The following is a 16,751-nucleotide window of genomic DNA, read 5'->3' as shown; positions in this document are numbered from 1 at the left end:
AGTTCACCCAGGCCAAACAAGCAGACCAAGAGACGGCGATGCGCGTCACCCGTGACGCGCTCGCCGTCGATACACCGATCTGGATGCTTGGAGACAGCGCCTACGACATCCTCGATTGGCACGACCACCTGCTGGCCGCAGGGATCGTGCCAATCGCTCCATACAATCCGCGAAACACTGACGACCCGAAAAACATTGAGTACAGGGTCGAAGACCGAATCGAGGAACACAGCGAGGACGTTCAGCTGAAACAATCCATTCTGGACGAGACGTACAACAACCGGACAGGAGTCGAACGAACCAACGATNGATCGTCATTGCAATCACCAACTACGAGCGAGGACACGATCCGGGACGTGAGATGCTCAAGCTATGAGTTGGATTCTATGACACGCTCTACCCATGCTATTTTTATGGACCGAAGTCGACTAGAGGTCTCAATCGACGTCGGTTAGGCCGGGTTCGATCAACCGGTGAACCGACCGCCGTTCCAGCCCAGGTACCTGCTCCGAAGGACCTCCTCGAGTTTCCAGAGGAGCGGCGCGAGTACGAGTCCGAATCCGAACAGGGTGACCCAAACGGGGCCATCGGTCGACATAATAGCTGCAGTTATCAGGGTCGTGGGCGCGTAGAGGACGTACAGCCCCACCGGTGTGACCACGCCCCTCGAGACGAGCGCCAGAAGCGGGGCCGCGGTCCCCGCTGCGGTGAGGAGGAAGACGAACGACAGAATCGGAATACTTGTCGTGAACGACTCGCTGAGCAACAGGACCGTGCTCACTCCGACGAGAGCACCGGCTCCGGCGGTGAGAACTGCGATATCCGACCGTGTTGGCGGAAACGCCGGGAGGTTCCGGAGTCGGTGAGTACCGATGTCGTATCCGAACCGGATCGCGTACTCAGCAACGCTGGCGACGACCAATAGCGACACCCACACATACCACGTATCGGCGTAGTACCAGATGTAGAACGGTCCATCAACGATAGCGTGACCGCCGAGTTCGCCCACTTTTTCGGGTGCGGGGGATGTCACCTCCAAGTACACGATCCCGCCCAGCGACGCGGCGAATCCGCCTGCTGACGCAATCAATCCGGTGTGTGCTGTGAGGGCTAACGCAAGAAATCCCAGGAGAAATGCTCCGACAACGACGGACGACAAGAGGCTTTCCGAGCTAAATAGTGGATTATCGAAGTATGTCAAAAGGGCGTATACGAGAGCGCTGTTCACGATACCACCGAAGACGCCGACAGCGAGAGATCGGTGTGAGACGGGATTCATTAGTTTACACTACTCCGGTAGCCGGTCCGAAACGTTCACTTCGGGTCGTCCGAACAGCATTCCAGCTTCGATACGATACCGACGACGGGTCTCGCGACAGTGCTGACAGAGGTGACTCTCATAGTTGGTTCCGCGGCCACTCAAACCGGCCGAGCACCGAGATCGGATTCGTGTACCACGAACCGTTGTGGAGACTCTGACGAAGAGTGCGACTCATCCGGTAGTATTCTTCCCTACCAACACTAATATATTCCGCATACGGAACGGTCGTAAGCCGAGCCGGGGCAATTAGAAGGCATGCTCATATGTAGCCATTGTTGGTTTCATAGTGATTATGGAAGTTATTATTCGTCTTTAGCTAAGACTCACACCTCGGTTGCGTAGCGGTAGCGAGCGTCTCTTGTAACACTGGCCGTTGCTGGTGGATCTTCTGTGCATCTTCGATCAATCGTTCGAGCAGTGGTGGCGGTGAGTAGCCGAGATATTCGCCAAGTTCGTGGAGGATGAGCTGGGCGTGCGACCGGAAGGTCGCCGCCCAGCATTCCGGCGGAAACACGATCTCATCGTCCGCCTGTTCGGTGACCAGATCGAGCAGATCACGACTCACCAGCAGTGACAGCAACGCCGCGTACAACAGAATTTCGACGACATCCGGGTTGCTCGTGTCGAATTCGTCCAGTTTGTACTGCGTCTTTAACTCACGGAACAGCAACTCCACTTCCCACCGACAACGATAAATCGTGGCTAGATCCGACGGCAGGAACTCCTCTCTCGGGAGGTTCGTGATATACAGGTGGTAGTTGTCGGCGTCCTCTTTGCGGACGCCGACGACGCGGAACCGCTTCGTATCGCATGACTGCGTGCCTGTGTACGGTCTTCGGTCAAACGCTACTTCGACTTCTACGTGGATGAACTCACGGTCCAGGTCATCAACCATGTCGTAGATCTGCTCACCTTCCAAGGGAATGGCGCGGCCGCGCCATTCCCGTAATTCCTGCGTTACGACCGGGTTTGCGCTCTCTTTCAGCCGACTCACGAAGTAGCCGTTGTTCTTATCGATCAACGCAAAGCGGCGGTACTTGAAGTAGGCACGGTCGAACAGAACGAGCCGATCTTCGAGCCACGATCCTGTGTTGAACAACGTGCTGTCATGCGTTTTCTCGTCAGTCACGTCGAGCCGTTCTATCGTCTGCTCGGTGGCATTGTGGAGCAGGTGGAGCTTCGCTCCAGCCTGCTCCTCTTTCCGGGCTTCGTAGTCCTCGGAGAGAAATTCGTGCAACCGCAGGACGGTTCCATCAGCGATCATCACGTCCTGAATCGGTCAATATCGGCGTCAACAGTGTCCGGGACAGCGACCTCGTCGAGGCTGTGCTCGACGAGGTCGCAGAAGTACTCTGCAAGAGACGGCGTCAACCGGTGATAGAAGCCGCCGGGAGAGATCGTCTCGTCGGCTGTCGAGTTGTAGCTGCGTCTGAAGCCAGCGAGTGTTCGGCTTTCGCCTGCGGCGAAGCCGAACACGAATGCCCAGACGAAGGCAGGAATCTGGAGCTTACGGTCACGTTCGACCACGCCGAGTTCCTCGGCGTGCTCTTTGAGGAACTCAGAGGGAAACAGTGTAGTGAGCCGACGCATAATCCGAGATGAGGAGGCGCTGTTGGACACAGTCGTTTCCTCCTCATTCCTCTCGAAAAGATGCCTCGATAAGCCGCCGCTGTCACGTGGTTCTCCGCTTAGCTAAAGACGGATGCATCGATGACAAGGAACCCGCGCAATTCCCGTGGGCTCCCCGGGAAGGCCGCCATGCTAATTCAGAGGAGTGCTCCCAGGGAACGTCCGCAAGTCTGAGCATCTACTATGACCCACAATTGGGCGACGGGTAACTCCGATCTACGGGTGCGAAACCGCTCAAGATCAGTAGTTCGTCATTAGTACGACTACGAGTACGAGCACGAGCACTGTTCGGATGAGACAAGAGTCACCCCGAAGTAGCGCACCGAACTCGGATACTACGTCCGGGCGATTCCGCCGAAAATCAATTTTTGTCGTCGATTCCGCACACCGAGCGCACTACTCAAAGACCGCCGAGTTCTCCTCGAGTTCGTCGAGATCGCCGAGGAGTTCCTCGATGTCTTCGGGGAACAGCGAGACCTGAATCTCGTTGCCGTCGGCGTCGTCGAAGACGAGTTTGATGCGCTTGTCGCCGAACTCGCGGGCCTCGGCGGATTCGACGTCGAACAGTTTGATCGTGGCCTCCTTGTTGTTGGGGCCGACGTTCTTGATCGCGCCGTCGTTGAGCTCTACCATGAAGTCCTCGAGCGTCAGTGAGAGCATACCCTCCGTACGGGGGCCGGATAAAAAACGCCACGGCATTGCGGTCGCCCAGTGAACTCGTCCCAGTCTGTTCATCTCGCGGGATAAAACGCGGTCAGCCCCGTGCAATCGTGGGACACAAACCGGAACCGAGGCCGCCCCAAAACGGGGCTACCACGGACAGTTCCCGCCGGATCGGTTCCGGATGCCGGATCGCATCGGCCCACTTCGAGTCGTGGTCCGCACCGTGCGGAGCACTCCGAGGGCCGAACCGCATGCAGGGTGTGTCAGCGTGCGTGCGGCCGGTTATAATTTCGATCGGTGACGAATAAATACTGGTGATCGTTCACGGCATTGAACCGCGGCCCGACACCGGGCCGAAAGACAGTGCAGCTAGCTGTCCTCCCGTCGGCTTGCCCTACGGCTCCCGGCAGCCGGTCGCCGCTAGCGGACCTCGCCCCACCCAGTTTTAAGTCGCTCACGACGAACCAACCGAACGCTATGGAACTCATCTGGCACGGTCACTCGACCTGGCACGTCACCGTCGGTGAGACCGACCTGCTGATCGATCCGTTCTTCGACAACCCGAAGACCGATCTTGAGCCGTCGGCCGTCGACACACCCGACTACGTGCTACTCACCCACGGCCACGCCGACCACATCGCCCACGCCGGCGAGTTCAGCGAGGCGACGCTCGTCGCGACACCTGAACTCGTCTCTTACTGCGAGGACGAGTTCGGCTTCGAGGACGCGGTCGGCGGGATGGGGATGAACCTCGGGGGCACCGTCGAGTGCGGCGACGCGTTCGTGACGATGGTCCGTGCCGATCACACGAACGGGATCATGACCGAGAACGATGCGAGCGGCGGGATGCCGGCCGGGTTCGTGATTTCGGATACGAAGCCGACGCAGGTCTCAGATGAAGAATCGACGACGTTCTACAACGCGGGCGACACCTCGCTCATGACCGAGATGCGCGAGGTCATCGGCCCCTATCTCGAACCGGACGCCGCGGCCGTACCGATCGGCGATCACTTCACGATGGGGCCGTGGCAGGCCGCCGTCGCCGTCGACTGGCTCGACGTCGACCACGCCTTCCCGCAGCACTACGATACCTTCCCGCCGATCGAACAGGACACGGACGACTTCGAGCGCGAAGTCCGGGCGACGGGCAGCGACGCGGACGTTCACGCGCTCGTGGCCGGCGAGCCGTTCGAACTCGAGGGATAACCGCTTTCTTCTTTTTTCGCGTTCCTTTTGTCACGGAGACGAACGCTACTGCGTACGAGAACAACGTTTACAGCGCCGGCTGTGGATGGCACGAGTGCTATGTCGAAACAGGCGACGACGATCTCCGAAGAGGGCTACAGCGCGACGAACGAGGTCCGCGAGTTCGAGACGACGATCGATTCGAACGGCGAGGAGGCACCCGATACGCTCGAATCGCTGCTCGCGGCCTACGGGTCCTGTTACGTCCCCGCACTGCGAGTCGGCGGCCAACAGCGCGGGGTCGAGGACCTCGGACGGATCGAGATCGATTCGGAGGGCGAACTCAACGACGACGACAAACTCGAGTCGATTACGTTCGATATTCGCGTCGAGGCCGAGGTCGACGACGAGACGGGCGAGGAGATCATCGAGCGCGCGTTCGAACTCTGCAAGGTCCACGACGCCCTGAAAGAGAGCCTGCACGCGGACGCGAGTCTCGAGGGCGACGCGTTCTGAGCGGGACGACTGTGGTTGTGAGCCGGGTCTGACCTGTCGGTGGCGGTTCCAAGCGGTGGTCACTGATCGCCCATCGTCCTTCCGCTGCTCGCTGCTCGTTGCACCCCGGTCCGTACTCCCGCTTCGATCACAGCGCACTGACGCCAAACAACAATGTCATCACTTCGCACTGGGCGGCCCGCAAAACGAGTATTGGTGGTAATTACCATTGCTGGACTGGTCACGCTCGCAGGCTGTGGCGGTGGGTTCAGTCTCGGCGACACTGACCAGGAGCAAGACGATGGCGAGCACGATCCCGAGGCCCCGACGGCCGTCGACGGTGAACTCGAGATTCATCACATCGATGTCGGGCAGGGGGATTCGACGCTGCTCGTCACTCCCGAAAACGAGACCGTGCTGATCGATACAGGCGACTGGCCGGCGGACGGTCAGGACGTTATCGATTACCTCGATGAGCGCGGAATCGACCGTATCGACCACCTCGTCGCGACGCACGCTCACGCCGACCACATCGGCGGTCATGCGGGCGTCATCGAGTACTTCGAGGAAAACGGCGACGGCGTCGGCGCGGCCTACGACTCCGGGGTCGCGCATACGAGCGCGACGTACGACAACTATCTCGACGCGATCGAGAAACACGATGTCGACCTGTTCGAAGTCGTCGAGGGGGATACGCTCCCGCTCGAAAGCGAGGCGACCGAGATAACCGTGTTGAACCCGCCTGCGGACCACTCCGGTGACGATCTTGACCGAAATGCGGTCGTCCTCACCGTCGAGTTCGGCGAGTTCAGCTATCTGACGACCGGCGATATCGGGGAGGAGACGGAAGCGCGGTTGGTCGACGCACACGGTGACGCCCTCGATGTCGACGTCTACCAGGCGGGCCACCACGGGTCGTCGACGTCGTCGACCGATCCGTTCCTCGATGCCGTCAACCCTGAAACGGCAATCATCTCGAGCGCGCTCGACTCGCAGTACGGGCATCCACACGACGAGGTGCTCGAGGTCTTCGCCGAGCGCGATATCGAGACTTACTGGACGGGCGTCCACGGGGACGTCGTGCTCCGGACCGACGGCGAGCAGCGGTCGGTGACGCCGGAGACCGAGGCCTCGACCGATCCGTCGGTATTGCTCGACCGGAAACATGAGGCGAACGAGCAGGCGACCGTCGAACGGCGATCCGATGCGGCCTCGACGCGAGTTCAGTCCGCCGCGGCGGGACCCGGTGCGGTCGGGCTCCAGCCGACACCGCCGATTGATAGGCTCTCGGTTCCTACGTCACACCAGCTATGAACTCTCGAGCGACCTACACCGCCGTTCTCGATCGTATCGTCGACGGCGAAACGGCCGTCCTGCTGCTCGAAGACGACGGCGACCCCGTCGCCGAAGTCACGCTTCCCGTCGACCGGGTACCGGCGGCCGGACAGCACGACGGTGCGGTTTTCGAGGTGACCGTCGACGAGACGACCGACGACGAGACGGCCAACGAGGAGACGACCAATGAGGTGAACTCGGTAGTCGATCTCGAGTACCGCGAGGACGAGGAGGACGTTCGACGCGAGCGGACACAGGATCGGTTCGATCGGCTGTCGGAGCGCCTTTCGGAGGAGTAACTCCGTGCAGAGAGGCGGATGCTGAATCGATGAGAGTGTCAGAACCGGCGCGCTACGAGGCTGTGGGAATCGGTTACAGCCGCCGAAAATCCGGGTAGGGGTAGAGTGGGTGTGGTGGGTGGCGGGGGGTGGGTGCCGGGTATGCGGGAGTCGTGAATCCACTTGGCCCGTAACGGGAGGGCAGGGATTTCACAGCAGCGGAGCGCTGGCAGTGAGGGCCAGTTCGCCCGCTGTATTTCATACATCTCGTGCCGTCATCTTAGCCGTGATGCCAAACTACATTGGAGCGGATACCGTCACCAAGACACACATTCAAGACCGTTCGCGAGACACCCCCGCACATGTTACGCTCGTTCAACGGGGCGGCCCCGCGCGTTGCTGACTCGGCCTACGTCGATGAGACCGCGGTCGTCATCGGCGACGTCGTCATCGAAGCCGACGCGAGCATCTGGCCGAACACCACGCTTCGCGGCGATCACGGCACGATCGTCGTCGGCGAACGCGCGAACGTGCAGGACAACGCCGTCCTCCACGAGGCGGCCGAACTCAAATCCGCCGCCACGGTCGGCCACAGCGCGATCGTCCACGACGCCACCGTCGCCGAGGGCGCACTGATCGGCATGAACGCGGTCGTTCTCGACGACGCACACGTCGGCGAGGGAGCCGTCGTTGCCGCCGGCAGCGTCGTCACCGAAGGAACCGAGATCCCGCCGGCCACGCTCGTCGCTGGGACGCCCGCCGAACCGAAGGGCGATGTCGACGATCCTGAACTCGCGGCCACGGCGGACCACTACGCGACGCTCGCGAGACAGTACGCCGACACCGCCGAGCGAATCGACTGAACGCCCTCGAAATCGGAGAAATCGGAGGGAAACGCTGATACAACTACCGTCCGAATCCTCGCGCATGAGCAATACATCCTGGACCGACCGCATCGTCGGCGAGCGGATGACCGTCGATCAGGAGTTCTCCTCGCAGATCGCGAGTTCACGATTCTCGAACCAGCAGTGGAGTCTGATCATGACCGCGACGGAGTTCGAGATCGAACACCCCGACGACCCCGACCGGGCGCAGATCGTCGCAGATACGGACAAGCTCGAACAGATCATTCCTGAACTCGAAAACGTCCAGTCGGGGATGGGGGCGATGGCTGGGGCGGGTGGCTCCGGTGCCGGCGGTAGCGGCAGTTCGGGTTCCGGGGGACTCGTCGACTCGATCAAGGGCGCACTCGGGATGGGCGGCGGCGCGAACGATCACGCCGAGAAACGCGAGGCGGCCGAACGGCTGACCCAGGCCTACGCCGACGAGTTGCAGTCCCACCTCGAATCGAAGGGACGCTGGGAATCCGTTCGTGAGGCCGCTGTCGTGACGAGCGAGGACGATACCGAAGCGAATAGCTAACGGTCCGTTCACTGCTCGCTCAGCCGTTTTTCTGATCCCGTCGTCGTTCCATTATCCGTCCGGACGTGCATCGCACGTCGATACCGTCGTGCCCGAACGCTCGTCCGGACATACGGACTGTTGTCAGTCGTTTCCGGCGCGACCGCGAACCGTCCGGCGGTTGCGTCGGGAAATCGATACAGCGGACCGTCTCAGTCGCCCGCGTGGAACAGCGTATACTCGCTCGTCTCGTAGATGTTGATGAGTTCCATGATCAACTCGTCGTTCGACTCGTCCTCGATGCGCAGTTCGTCCAACCGTTCGATCGTTTCCTCGTCGAGTTCAACCTGTGGCATATGCCCACGCACGGCATCAGCAGGCAAAAACATCGCGGGCTGCCGGATGAACGTTCGGCAAACGCACCAGAATCCCACAGCACCTTTACGGTCGCTCCTCGACGTAGGAGTATGGCAGATACAACCGATGTCGAGACGACGACCATCTCGATCAGCGCCGACGACGACACCGCGGACGAGGTCACAGTCCCCGCCGGACTCCTCGATCTCGTCGCGGAGGGCGACCAGACCGCAGCCGAAACGGTCGGCGACGTAACGCTGCTCTCGTTCGCCAGCCGCGCCCACCACATCGTCCACCACGGCGAGGAAACCGATCCCGAACTCGACGCCCAGGAAGAGCGCATCATGGAACTCTTCGAGGAGCGCTTCGGCGTGACCTTCGGGGAGGCGACCGGCCACCAGCACTAACTCGGCTCGATTTCGTCGCGTTTCGAACCGTCGTGAGTCAACATTACCGGTAGCTAGGTCTCCGTCTCGTTCGGAGCAGCACCGTTCGTCTCCTGCTGAGCACCGGGCTCGATCGATTCGGAATCGGGAGTGTCGGGAGTGGCCGTGTCGGCTATCGCGTTCTCTTCCGTCGTGTCGTCCTCCGGTGAAGCTTCAGCAGCCGACTCGTCCGTCGACGTTCCGGCGGGCGATTCGCCGTCGCCGTTCTCCGTCGGGGTCCCTTCGGTCGGCTCGTCAGCCGGCGACTCGTCGGCCGGAACCGCAATGCCTTCGATCGTTACCGATGCCTGTTCGTCCGCCGTTGCGACGGTGTGCGTCGACTCACCCTCCGGAATCGTCGACGAAAACGTCAGTACCGTCGTTTCACCCGGCTCGAGTTCAGTTTCGTCCTCGGCGATCGTCGTCCCGTCGACGCTGTAGGTAACCGGCTGGCTACCCGGTTGCTCACCCGTATTCGTGATCGTCGCGGCGACGGTCACGTCCTGCCCGGCGACGAAGGATGAGGGTGCCGAGAGATCGACGATACTGAACTCGGCGGGATCGGCCGGCTCCGCGACGGTCACGGTCGTTTCAGCGGTTTCGTTCTCGGTCGCGACCGTCGCCGCGTACTCGCCGGGCTCGAGTTCACTTGTCGCCGCACTCAGCGAGACCGCTTCAGTGGCGGTAGGGTCGAGCGCGACGCTCGTCGAATCGACGACCGTCCCGTCGAGAGCGAGTTCCACGTCCTGCTCGCCGGCTTCGCCACCGACGTTCTCGACGAGCGCTTCGATCTCGAGCGGGTCGCCTTGCTCGACCGGCGAGTTCGTCCCGTCGATTTCGACGGCGAACGCGGCGGGGTCGGGCGGCTCTTCGATCGTCACGGTCGTCTCTGCGGTCTCGTTCTCGGTTGCGACCGTCGCCGCGTACTCGCCGGGCTCGATCTCGGATGTCTCCGCACTCAGCGAGACCGTTTCAGAACTATTGGCATCGAGTTCGAGAGCGGTTGCATTGACGACAGTGTCGTCGAGAGCGAGTTCCACGTCCTGCTCGCCGGCTTCGCCGCCGACGTTCTCGACGAGCGCCTCGACCTCGAGCGGATCGCCCTGTTCGACCGGCGAGTTCGTCTCGCTGATCTCGACCGCGAACGCAGCGGGCTCGGCCGTCTCCCCGAGAATCTCCCCCGCCGTCGGCGTCTCGGCGATTAGCGGCTCCTCGTACCCGAAGTGAGCGAGGTCGAACTGCCAGACCAGCCGTTCGTCCTCGGCCGCGGGCGTCCACTCGACGGTGAACTCGTCCTCGCCGGGCTCGAGCGCGTCGACCGGTTCCTCGTCGGTCGTCCCGCCGACGAACTCGCTGATTCCTGGCAGCGCGACGTCGTTCGGATTCTCGGAACTGAACGTCACGTCGATGACGGGCGCATCCGGATCGTCGTCGCTAACGGTCGTCTCCTCGACGGCGATTGCAGGCTCCGCCGGCCGAACCTCCTCGTTGCACGCCTGCGCCTGCGGATTCGGATGGTCGATGCCGGCGAACGGAATCGCCTCTGGCGAGCTGATACCGGAAATGTAGGTGCCGAAGGTGCCGTACTCGGGCACGCCGACGGTGACGGTCTCGCCGTCGAACTCGTCTTCCGCGCCGACCTCGAAGACGATCGTTCCCGTGAACGGTGCCTCGGTATCCTCGCCGATCCTGACGAAATCCTCGATGATCGTGTTTCCGAACCCGCCGGCAGCGTAAAAGCCCGTGCTCGCGGCGATTCGCTCGCCTTCCTCGAACGTCCCCGTCACCTCGGCCCGCGTGCAGTTTGCGAACTCGACCTGGAACGACTCGTCGACCGTGTACTCGAGCAGTTCCGTTTCCAGCGTCCGATTCTCCTCGACGGCGACGAGTGACACCTCGAGCAGCGAACTCGATTCGAGCGGCGTCTCGAGGTCGATCGTTTCGTTCTCGATCGCCTCGCCGGCGTCGAACGGTTCCGTCTCAGCGAGTTGCGTCCCGTTCTCGTCGGCGACCGTCAGCGCGTAGTCGACCGACGCGTTGGCTGCCTCGATCGTCAGCGACTCGCCGTCCCCGGTCTGGTCGCCGACGGACAGGACGGCGTCGGGATCGATCGGCTCGTCGATCGTGAACTCGATCGTCTCGTTCGCGAGTGCCTCGTCATCGTCCGCCGCTCGAACCGAGACTGCGATGGGGCCGTCCGCCGCGACCGGCGGCTCGAGTTCGAGTTCGAACGCCGAGACGGCGTCGCCCGCATCGATGATGTCACTGTCGACGCGCTCGCCGTTGTAGGTGGCACTCACGAGGTAGTCGACGGAGGCGTTCGCGTTGTCGACGAGTAGCGTCTCGCCGTCGCCGGTTTGGTCGCTCACAGAGAGGGAGGCCTCGCGCTCGTCGGGGGTCTCGGCCTCGTCGACGGTGACGAACGCCGTATCGAGCACCGGCGCGCCGCCCTCGATGACGTACGGCTCGTCGTCGCCGCCGTCTCGCTCGACGTAGCGGAACGTTTCGTCGTCGGTCGTATCGTGGTGGACGGCCGCGGTGAGCGCCCGATCGGCATCGAGCGACTCCTCTAGTTGGATTTCTACGTTTTCGTGGTCACCGGGCTCGAGATATGATGAGACGCCGATCACGTCGTCGGGATCGAGGGCTGCGGTCGTATCGTCGTATACCGCGACGAAACCGCCCTCCGAGAGGGACACCGCGTCGATTTCGACGGTCTCGCCCGTCGTGTTCTGGTTCGAGAACGAGATTGAGGCGTTGCCCTCGAGTTCGTCGATCTCCTCGATACGCTGGGTGACCTCGATCTCGACGTACTGGACGAGCCGAGTCTCGCCGTCGATCCCTTGCTGGACGGCGTAGCTCGTCGTCTCGGCTGCGGTTTCGGCGGTCAGCGTCTGAAGTTGCGTGAGGGAGATCCGCTGGGACTGGATCGCCCGCGCCGTCTCCTGACTCGCGCTCGTTGCCGCCACCTGTAGCTGGGTGACGGTCGCCTCCTGGTACTGGGTCAGTGCGCCCTGTGCACTCCCCGCGGCGAGGCGCTGGACCTGCGTAGCGGTGACGACCTGCGTCTGAACCATGGCCCCCTCGCCGGCACCGCGGGCGACGGCTTGAATTTGCTCGATCTCGACGACCTGGTACTGGACCGCCGACTCGACCGCTCCCTTCGACGCACCCGTCGCGGCGGCCTGGATCTGCGTGATCGACACCTCCTGGTGCTGGACGAGCACGCCCTGCGCACCGCCGTCAGCCGCCGCCTGAATCTGCTCGACGGTGGCCGCCTGCGACTGGGTGATCGCCCCCGTCGCCGCGCCGTGTGCGGCCTCTTCGATCTTCGCCGTCGACAGCCGCTGGACCTGTTCGACGCGGACCGACTGCACCTGCTTGATCACACCTGCACTTGCGCCCTGCGCCGCGGATTGGGTCTGCTCGACCGTTACCGTCTGTCTCTGGACGAGCGCGCCCGCGGCCGCCCCCTTCGCCGCCATCTGGATCTCCGTGGTCGTCGCCTGCTGGCGCTGGTCGGCCTCGACCCGCTGGTCCTGTTCGAGCGCCGTTTCCGTGCTCCCCTCGAGCGTCCCCGACGCAGCGCCCGCCGCCGCGTGCTGCACGTGCTCGACCGGTATCGCCTGGCGCTGCTCGGCGGTGAGTTGCTGGTACTGTGCCAGCGCACCATAGGCAGCCCCCTGTGCCGCCTCCTGAACCATCGGCTGGTCGTCCACCTCGTGCTCGCCGGCTGAACTCGCGGCACCCGCCGCGGCTCCGTAGGTTGCAACCTGGAGCTGTTCGACCGTCACGCGCTGTCCCTGGGCGACCGCTCCGTGTGTCGCACCCCAGGCCGCACTCTGCAACTGACTCGCAGTCGCCGTCTGGTGCTGTGCGAGCGCTCCGTCCGTCGCCCCGGCGATGGCGGCCTGAATCTGCGTCGCGTTCACTCGCTGTTCCTGAATCAGCGTCCCGTGTACCGCACCCGTCGTCGCCGCCTGTACCTGCTGCGCGTCGGCTTCCTGGTGCTGCGTGGCGGTTGCGTTGGCAGCGTCCATCGCAGCCGCGCGCTGGTCCTGTGTCACCTCGATACCCTGAGCTTGAACGAGTTCAACCCCGCGATCGACACCCTCCTCGACGGCGGTTTCGAGTTCCTGTGTGAGGATAGCCTGGTCCGGTTGGGGGTGCGTTCCACCGGCGGTGACGCCGTCACGATCCGCCGCTGGCGAATCGACCGCCGCGAGCGGTGTCGGCGACGATTCCGCTCCGCCTCCGTCGCTAGCAACGCCGGGCGCCGAAGCGGAGGGCGAAGACGCGGGCGCGTCGCCGAACTCGGCGTTCGGCTCGTCACTTCCGGCGTCGGGACGGTCAGTTCCGAGTAGCGCGACTGCGGCCATGCTCGTGATCAGCAGACTCGCAACCACGATGACTGTGACTGTTCGTGTGCGCGCCCGCATCATCGCCGACCACCGTGACGCCGGCCGCCATCACCGTCGCACCAGCCATCCTGCTGTGGTCGCCGCGAGTACCTGTCCCTCGAACGCGAACACCGACAGGATACGCCCCGTCTCGCGCCTCGAGTAGAGCACCGGTATCGCCGTCCCGCTGTGCGATTCTCCCGATCCAAATGGTGTGCAGTACCACCCCACATTGTTTCCCATCACCCGACCGAATCCGCGCATAAGCCCGCCGGTCGTTTCAGCAGCCGCGCTGACACAATCGCTTGTTACGATATGGCATTGGTGAGTGAGGTGCGACTTACCGGTGGACAACGCGAGTTCAGCGGCGACTGACACCGCTATGCAGCGACGGGGACGGTCACGGACTGCGACAGGAAGCGACTGCTTTCGGTCTCCCTCTCTCGGGCAGGCGAGTACGAGACTGCGCGTGAGTGTACCCCGGCTTTCTCCCAGCGATCACCGCGGTCGGTACCCACCTCGAAAACCGAAGTTTTGATCACGGTTTACGAACGAGGCGGGGGCATGGAAACAGATCAGCGCGGGGTTGAACTCGTCGGCGACGCCGTCGTGCATCGATTCGCCCGCGCGGTGTTGCTCGCGACGCTACTTGGTGCGGTTGCACCGATTGCAATACCGTTCCCGCTGTCGCCAGTTCCGATCACACTGCAAGTTCTGATCGTCTTCCTCGCCGGACTCGTCCTCGGCCCGATCTGGGGTGCCTTCTCGATGGTTCTCTATCTCACTGCCGGCGCAGCCGGTGTCCCGATTTTCGCCGGATTCAATGCAGGCATTGGCGTCCTGTTTGCCGATACCGGTGGCTATCTCTGGTCGTACCCGTTCGCGGCGGCGCTTATCGGGCTCGTCGTTCATCGCGGAACCGACCTTCGAGACCCGGCGAACGTCTCGCTACCCGTCGTCGTCACCGCACTCGTCGCCGCAACGATCCTCATCTACGGGATGGGGTCGGCGTACATGAGCCTGATACTGGAACTGAACGCCTGGGAGGCGGTTACCACCGGTGCACTGCTGTTCATCCCCGGTGAAATCGTAAAGATTGCCGCCGCGGTCGTCATCGTCAGAAGCGGCCGCCTCTCGCCGACCCGAGTTCGATGATCGAGTTCAGATCCGTCACGTACGGCTTTGACGACGTGCCGGTTCTCGAGGACCTCTCGCTGACGATCGAAAACGGAGAGTTCGTCGTTCTCGTCGGCCCGAACGGCAGCGGCAAGACGACCCTGCTGCGCCACTGCAACGGGCTGCTCACGCCCGACAGCGGCACCGTGCTGGTCGACGGGACGCCGGTCGAAGCGGACCTGATCGCCGCCCGCTCGACCGTCGGCATGGTCTTTCAACATCCGCGCGACCAGTTCGTCGCCGCGACAGTCGGCACGGACGTGGCGTTCGGCCCGGAGAACCTCGGACTTGAGCGCTCGGCAATCGACAGCCGCGTCACGGCCGCCCTCGAGGCGGTGAACATGGCCGACCGCGAGGACGACCGCATCGAAACTCTCTCGGGCGGCGAGCAGGCCCGCGTCGCCATCGCGGGCGCGCTCGCGATGAAACCATTATATCTCGTCCTCGACGAACCCTTCACCGGTCTCGATACGCCCGCCCGCCGCTCCGTCCGCTCGCGACTCGAATCGCTCTCCGACCGCGGGACGGGCGTTCTGCTGGCGACCCACGACCTGCGCGAGATTCGTGACCTCGCAGACCGCGTGATCGGTATGCAGGACGGCCAGATCATCATCGACGATACACCCGAACAGGCACTCGACGACTGTGCTGAACTCGCGACCCGGTGACCCGCCACGTCAGTCCCCCAGAGTATGCTCACCTACGTTCCCGACGATACGCTCGCCCACCGACTCGATCCGCGTTCGAAGCTCGCCGTCCAGCTCGGATTCGCTACGGCTGCACTGACACACACCGGTCCGCGTGCAATCCTCGTACTCTCGGGGCTCGCGATCGGAATGCTGGCCGCTGCCGGCGTCTCACCGATTCGGGCAGTTATCGCCGCTCGCTACGCGCTCGTCATCCTCTCGCTGGCACCGCTGCTCGCTGCCGTTACGCTCGGTCCGCCATGGATCGATACCGACGCCGGACTCACCACCGCTCTCGCGAGCTATCGAGTGTTGCTCGTGCTCCTCGTCAGCACGGCTGCCGTCCGCTCGACGCGCATCCGCGACTCCCGAGCTGCCATCCAGCGAACGATTCCCGGCCGTCCGGGCCACCTTCTCGGTATCGGCGTCGCGCTTCTCTTTCGATTCCTCCCCGTTCTTCGGGCAGACATCCAAACGATTCGAGACGCTATGGCCGCCCGACTCGGCACCCAGCGACACGTCCACGAACGAGCCGGGACGATCGCACTGCTCGGACTCTCGCGCGCGTTCGATCGAGCCGACCGCCTCTCGCTCGCTCTCCGAGCGCGCTGTTTCGCCTGGAACCCGACGCTGCCCCCACTCACGTTCTCTCGACTCGATATACCCGCATTACTACTCGCGACGACACTGTTGTGCTCGACGCTACTGACAACGATTCCGTTGTAAGACGTCCAGAAGGGGGAGCGGCGAGTGCACGGCGAAGTCCGCCGCGCTCGCAGGCCGCAAACCCAGCCGCGTGCTTGCTCACTGGATGGGGGGGATGGATTGACAAGCGGATGGGGGGGATGCCTCCAGACGAACTCGCCTGGATGGGCACTTGATTATTATTGGTGATTACTAATAACTGTTTGGCAGACGGCCGTCTGACGCTCCCGGGCCAGTGCCGAACGAATCGATCGGTTGGTTTGTGAATACGACCGGATCTCCGTTACCCGACACCTCTCCTGAACTCTTCAGCGCCGATTATGAACTCGACGTTCAGAACCGGGTTCTAAGCACCTGTATAGCTGGTATGCGCCATCGAAATAAGCGGTAAAGACAGTAACGGCTAGTGGTGTATTATACTCACAGATCAGTCACTGAGAAAGATTGTCAACAAGAAACTTGTTACAGATCCTCTAAAATTCTCGGCTACCCCTTCCCGGAGTCTGAGTGAACGCAGTATGCGATTGTGCCGGACGATTCCGCGCTGCTGAACGAGGGCTTACCTCTCCATGAGAGTGTACGATGAAATAAAACTATATTTTAGATCGGTTCTATTGAATCCACGGACGGCATCGGGGTAAGTCGTCAGAACGATTGAGGTGAAGCGGAAGAGGCGTCTTTGTGCAGAAGATTCT

Annotated in this window: 14 protein-coding genes and 2 pseudogenes; 11 read left to right on the top strand and 5 right to left on the bottom strand. The window is 62.5% G+C overall.

The genetic code is table 11. From position 1 onward, the window contains the following. Nucleotides 1-376 (top strand): annotated as a pseudogene (locus tag C484_RS12130) (transposase); the annotation flags it as partial. 90 nt (nt 377-466) lie between these two features. On the opposite strand, the gene C484_RS12125 reads toward C484_RS12130, so the two are convergent. From C484_RS12125 to C484_RS12115, 3 genes and pseudogenes are all read right to left on the bottom strand, one after another. Beyond that, nucleotides 467-1,033 carry a hypothetical protein gene (locus C484_RS12125; RefSeq protein WP_160164245.1) on the bottom strand — a complete coding sequence of 189 codons (567 nt, stop codon included), beginning with the start codon at nt 1,031-1,033 and terminating at the stop codon, nt 467-469. Nucleotides 1,034-1,637: 604 nt separating this feature from the next. Beyond that, nucleotides 1,638-2,911: pseudogene (locus tag C484_RS12120) on the bottom strand (IS4 family transposase). Nucleotides 2,912-3,346: 435 nt separating this feature from the next. Beyond that, the gene (locus C484_RS12115; RefSeq protein ID WP_006826222.1) at nt 3,347-3,610 is read right to left on the bottom strand and encodes a hypothetical protein; all 264 of its coding nucleotides are present in this window, start codon (nt 3,608-3,610) and stop codon (nt 3,347-3,349) included. A 480-nt stretch (nt 3,611-4,090) separates the two neighbouring features. On the opposite strand from C484_RS12115, the gene C484_RS12110 reads away from it, so the two are divergent. The 6 genes from C484_RS12110 (at nt 4,091) to C484_RS12085 (ending at nt 8,328) form a co-directional block, all read left to right on the top strand. Further along, the gene (locus C484_RS12110; RefSeq protein WP_006826221.1) at nt 4,091-4,819 is read left to right on the top strand and encodes a metal-dependent hydrolase; all 729 of its coding nucleotides are present in this window, start codon (nt 4,091-4,093) and stop codon (nt 4,817-4,819) included. Between the two features lie 99 nt (nt 4,820-4,918). Then, entirely contained in the window at nt 4,919-5,314 is a 396-nt protein-coding gene (locus C484_RS12105; protein WP_006665930.1) for an OsmC family protein, read from the top strand. Nucleotides 5,315-5,467: 153 nt separating this feature from the next. Then, a complete protein-coding gene (locus C484_RS12100; protein WP_049915405.1) occupies nt 5,468-6,607 on the top strand; it encodes a ComEC/Rec2 family competence protein in 1,140 nt (379 codons plus the stop codon). Then, nucleotides 6,604-6,927, top strand: a complete 324-nt coding sequence (locus tag C484_RS12095; RefSeq protein ID WP_006826219.1) for a DUF3006 family protein — start codon at nt 6,604-6,606, stop codon at nt 6,925-6,927. Before C484_RS12100 ends, C484_RS12095 begins: the two co-directional genes overlap by 4 nt. A gap of 341 nt (nt 6,928-7,268) precedes the next feature. Further along, nucleotides 7,269-7,769: a gamma carbonic anhydrase family protein gene (locus C484_RS12090; RefSeq protein ID WP_006826218.1), complete on the top strand. Its 501-nt coding sequence runs from the start codon at nt 7,269-7,271 to the stop codon at nt 7,767-7,769. A gap of 64 nt (nt 7,770-7,833) precedes the next feature. Continuing rightward, nucleotides 7,834-8,328, top strand: coding sequence for a DUF5799 family protein (locus tag C484_RS12085; RefSeq protein WP_006826217.1), 495 nt, complete (start codon nt 7,834-7,836; stop codon nt 8,326-8,328). Between the two features lie 191 nt (nt 8,329-8,519). On the opposite strand, the gene C484_RS23685 is transcribed toward C484_RS12085, so the two are convergent. Further along, on the bottom strand, nt 8,520-8,663 hold the full coding sequence (locus C484_RS23685; protein ID WP_006826216.1) for a DUF7557 family protein: 144 nt from the start codon (nt 8,661-8,663) through the stop codon (nt 8,520-8,522). Between the two features lie 111 nt (nt 8,664-8,774). Here C484_RS23685 and C484_RS12080 point away from each other — a divergent pair, with 111 nt between their 5' ends. Further along, nucleotides 8,775-9,071, top strand: a complete 297-nt coding sequence (locus C484_RS12080) for a DUF7545 family protein (protein ID WP_006826215.1) — start codon at nt 8,775-8,777, stop codon at nt 9,069-9,071. Between the two features lie 53 nt (nt 9,072-9,124). Here C484_RS12080 and C484_RS12075 read toward each other — a convergent pair whose 3' ends face one another. Continuing rightward, nucleotides 9,125-13,528 (bottom strand): DUF7282 domain-containing protein, encoded by a 4,404-nt coding sequence (locus C484_RS12075; RefSeq protein WP_083867337.1) that lies wholly within the window; start codon nt 13,526-13,528, stop codon nt 9,125-9,127. Nucleotides 13,529-14,053: 525 nt separating this feature from the next. Here C484_RS12075 and C484_RS12070 point away from each other — a divergent pair. Genes C484_RS12070 through C484_RS12060 form a run of 3 tightly spaced genes read left to right on the top strand, consistent with a single transcriptional unit; the run spans nt 14,054 to nt 16,077 of the window. After that, complete coding sequence (locus C484_RS12070; RefSeq protein WP_006826213.1) at nt 14,054-14,644, top strand: biotin transporter BioY; 591 nt, start codon at nt 14,054-14,056, stop codon at nt 14,642-14,644. Next, a complete protein-coding gene (locus tag C484_RS12065) occupies nt 14,641-15,333 on the top strand; it encodes an energy-coupling factor ABC transporter ATP-binding protein (RefSeq protein WP_006826212.1) in 693 nt (230 codons plus the stop codon). Before C484_RS12070 ends, C484_RS12065 begins: the two co-directional genes overlap by 4 nt. Before the next feature lie 24 nt (nt 15,334-15,357). After that, complete coding sequence (locus tag C484_RS12060; RefSeq protein WP_006826211.1) at nt 15,358-16,077, top strand: energy-coupling factor transporter transmembrane component T family protein; 720 nt, start codon at nt 15,358-15,360, stop codon at nt 16,075-16,077. The last annotated feature ends 674 nt before the right edge of the window (nt 16,078-16,751 follow it).

The organism is Natrialba taiwanensis DSM 12281 (assembly GCF_000337595.1).
GTDB classification, from domain to species: domain Archaea; phylum Halobacteriota; class Halobacteria; order Halobacteriales; family Natrialbaceae; genus Natrialba; species Natrialba taiwanensis.
This window is presented reverse-complemented; position numbering and strand designations above follow the sequence as displayed.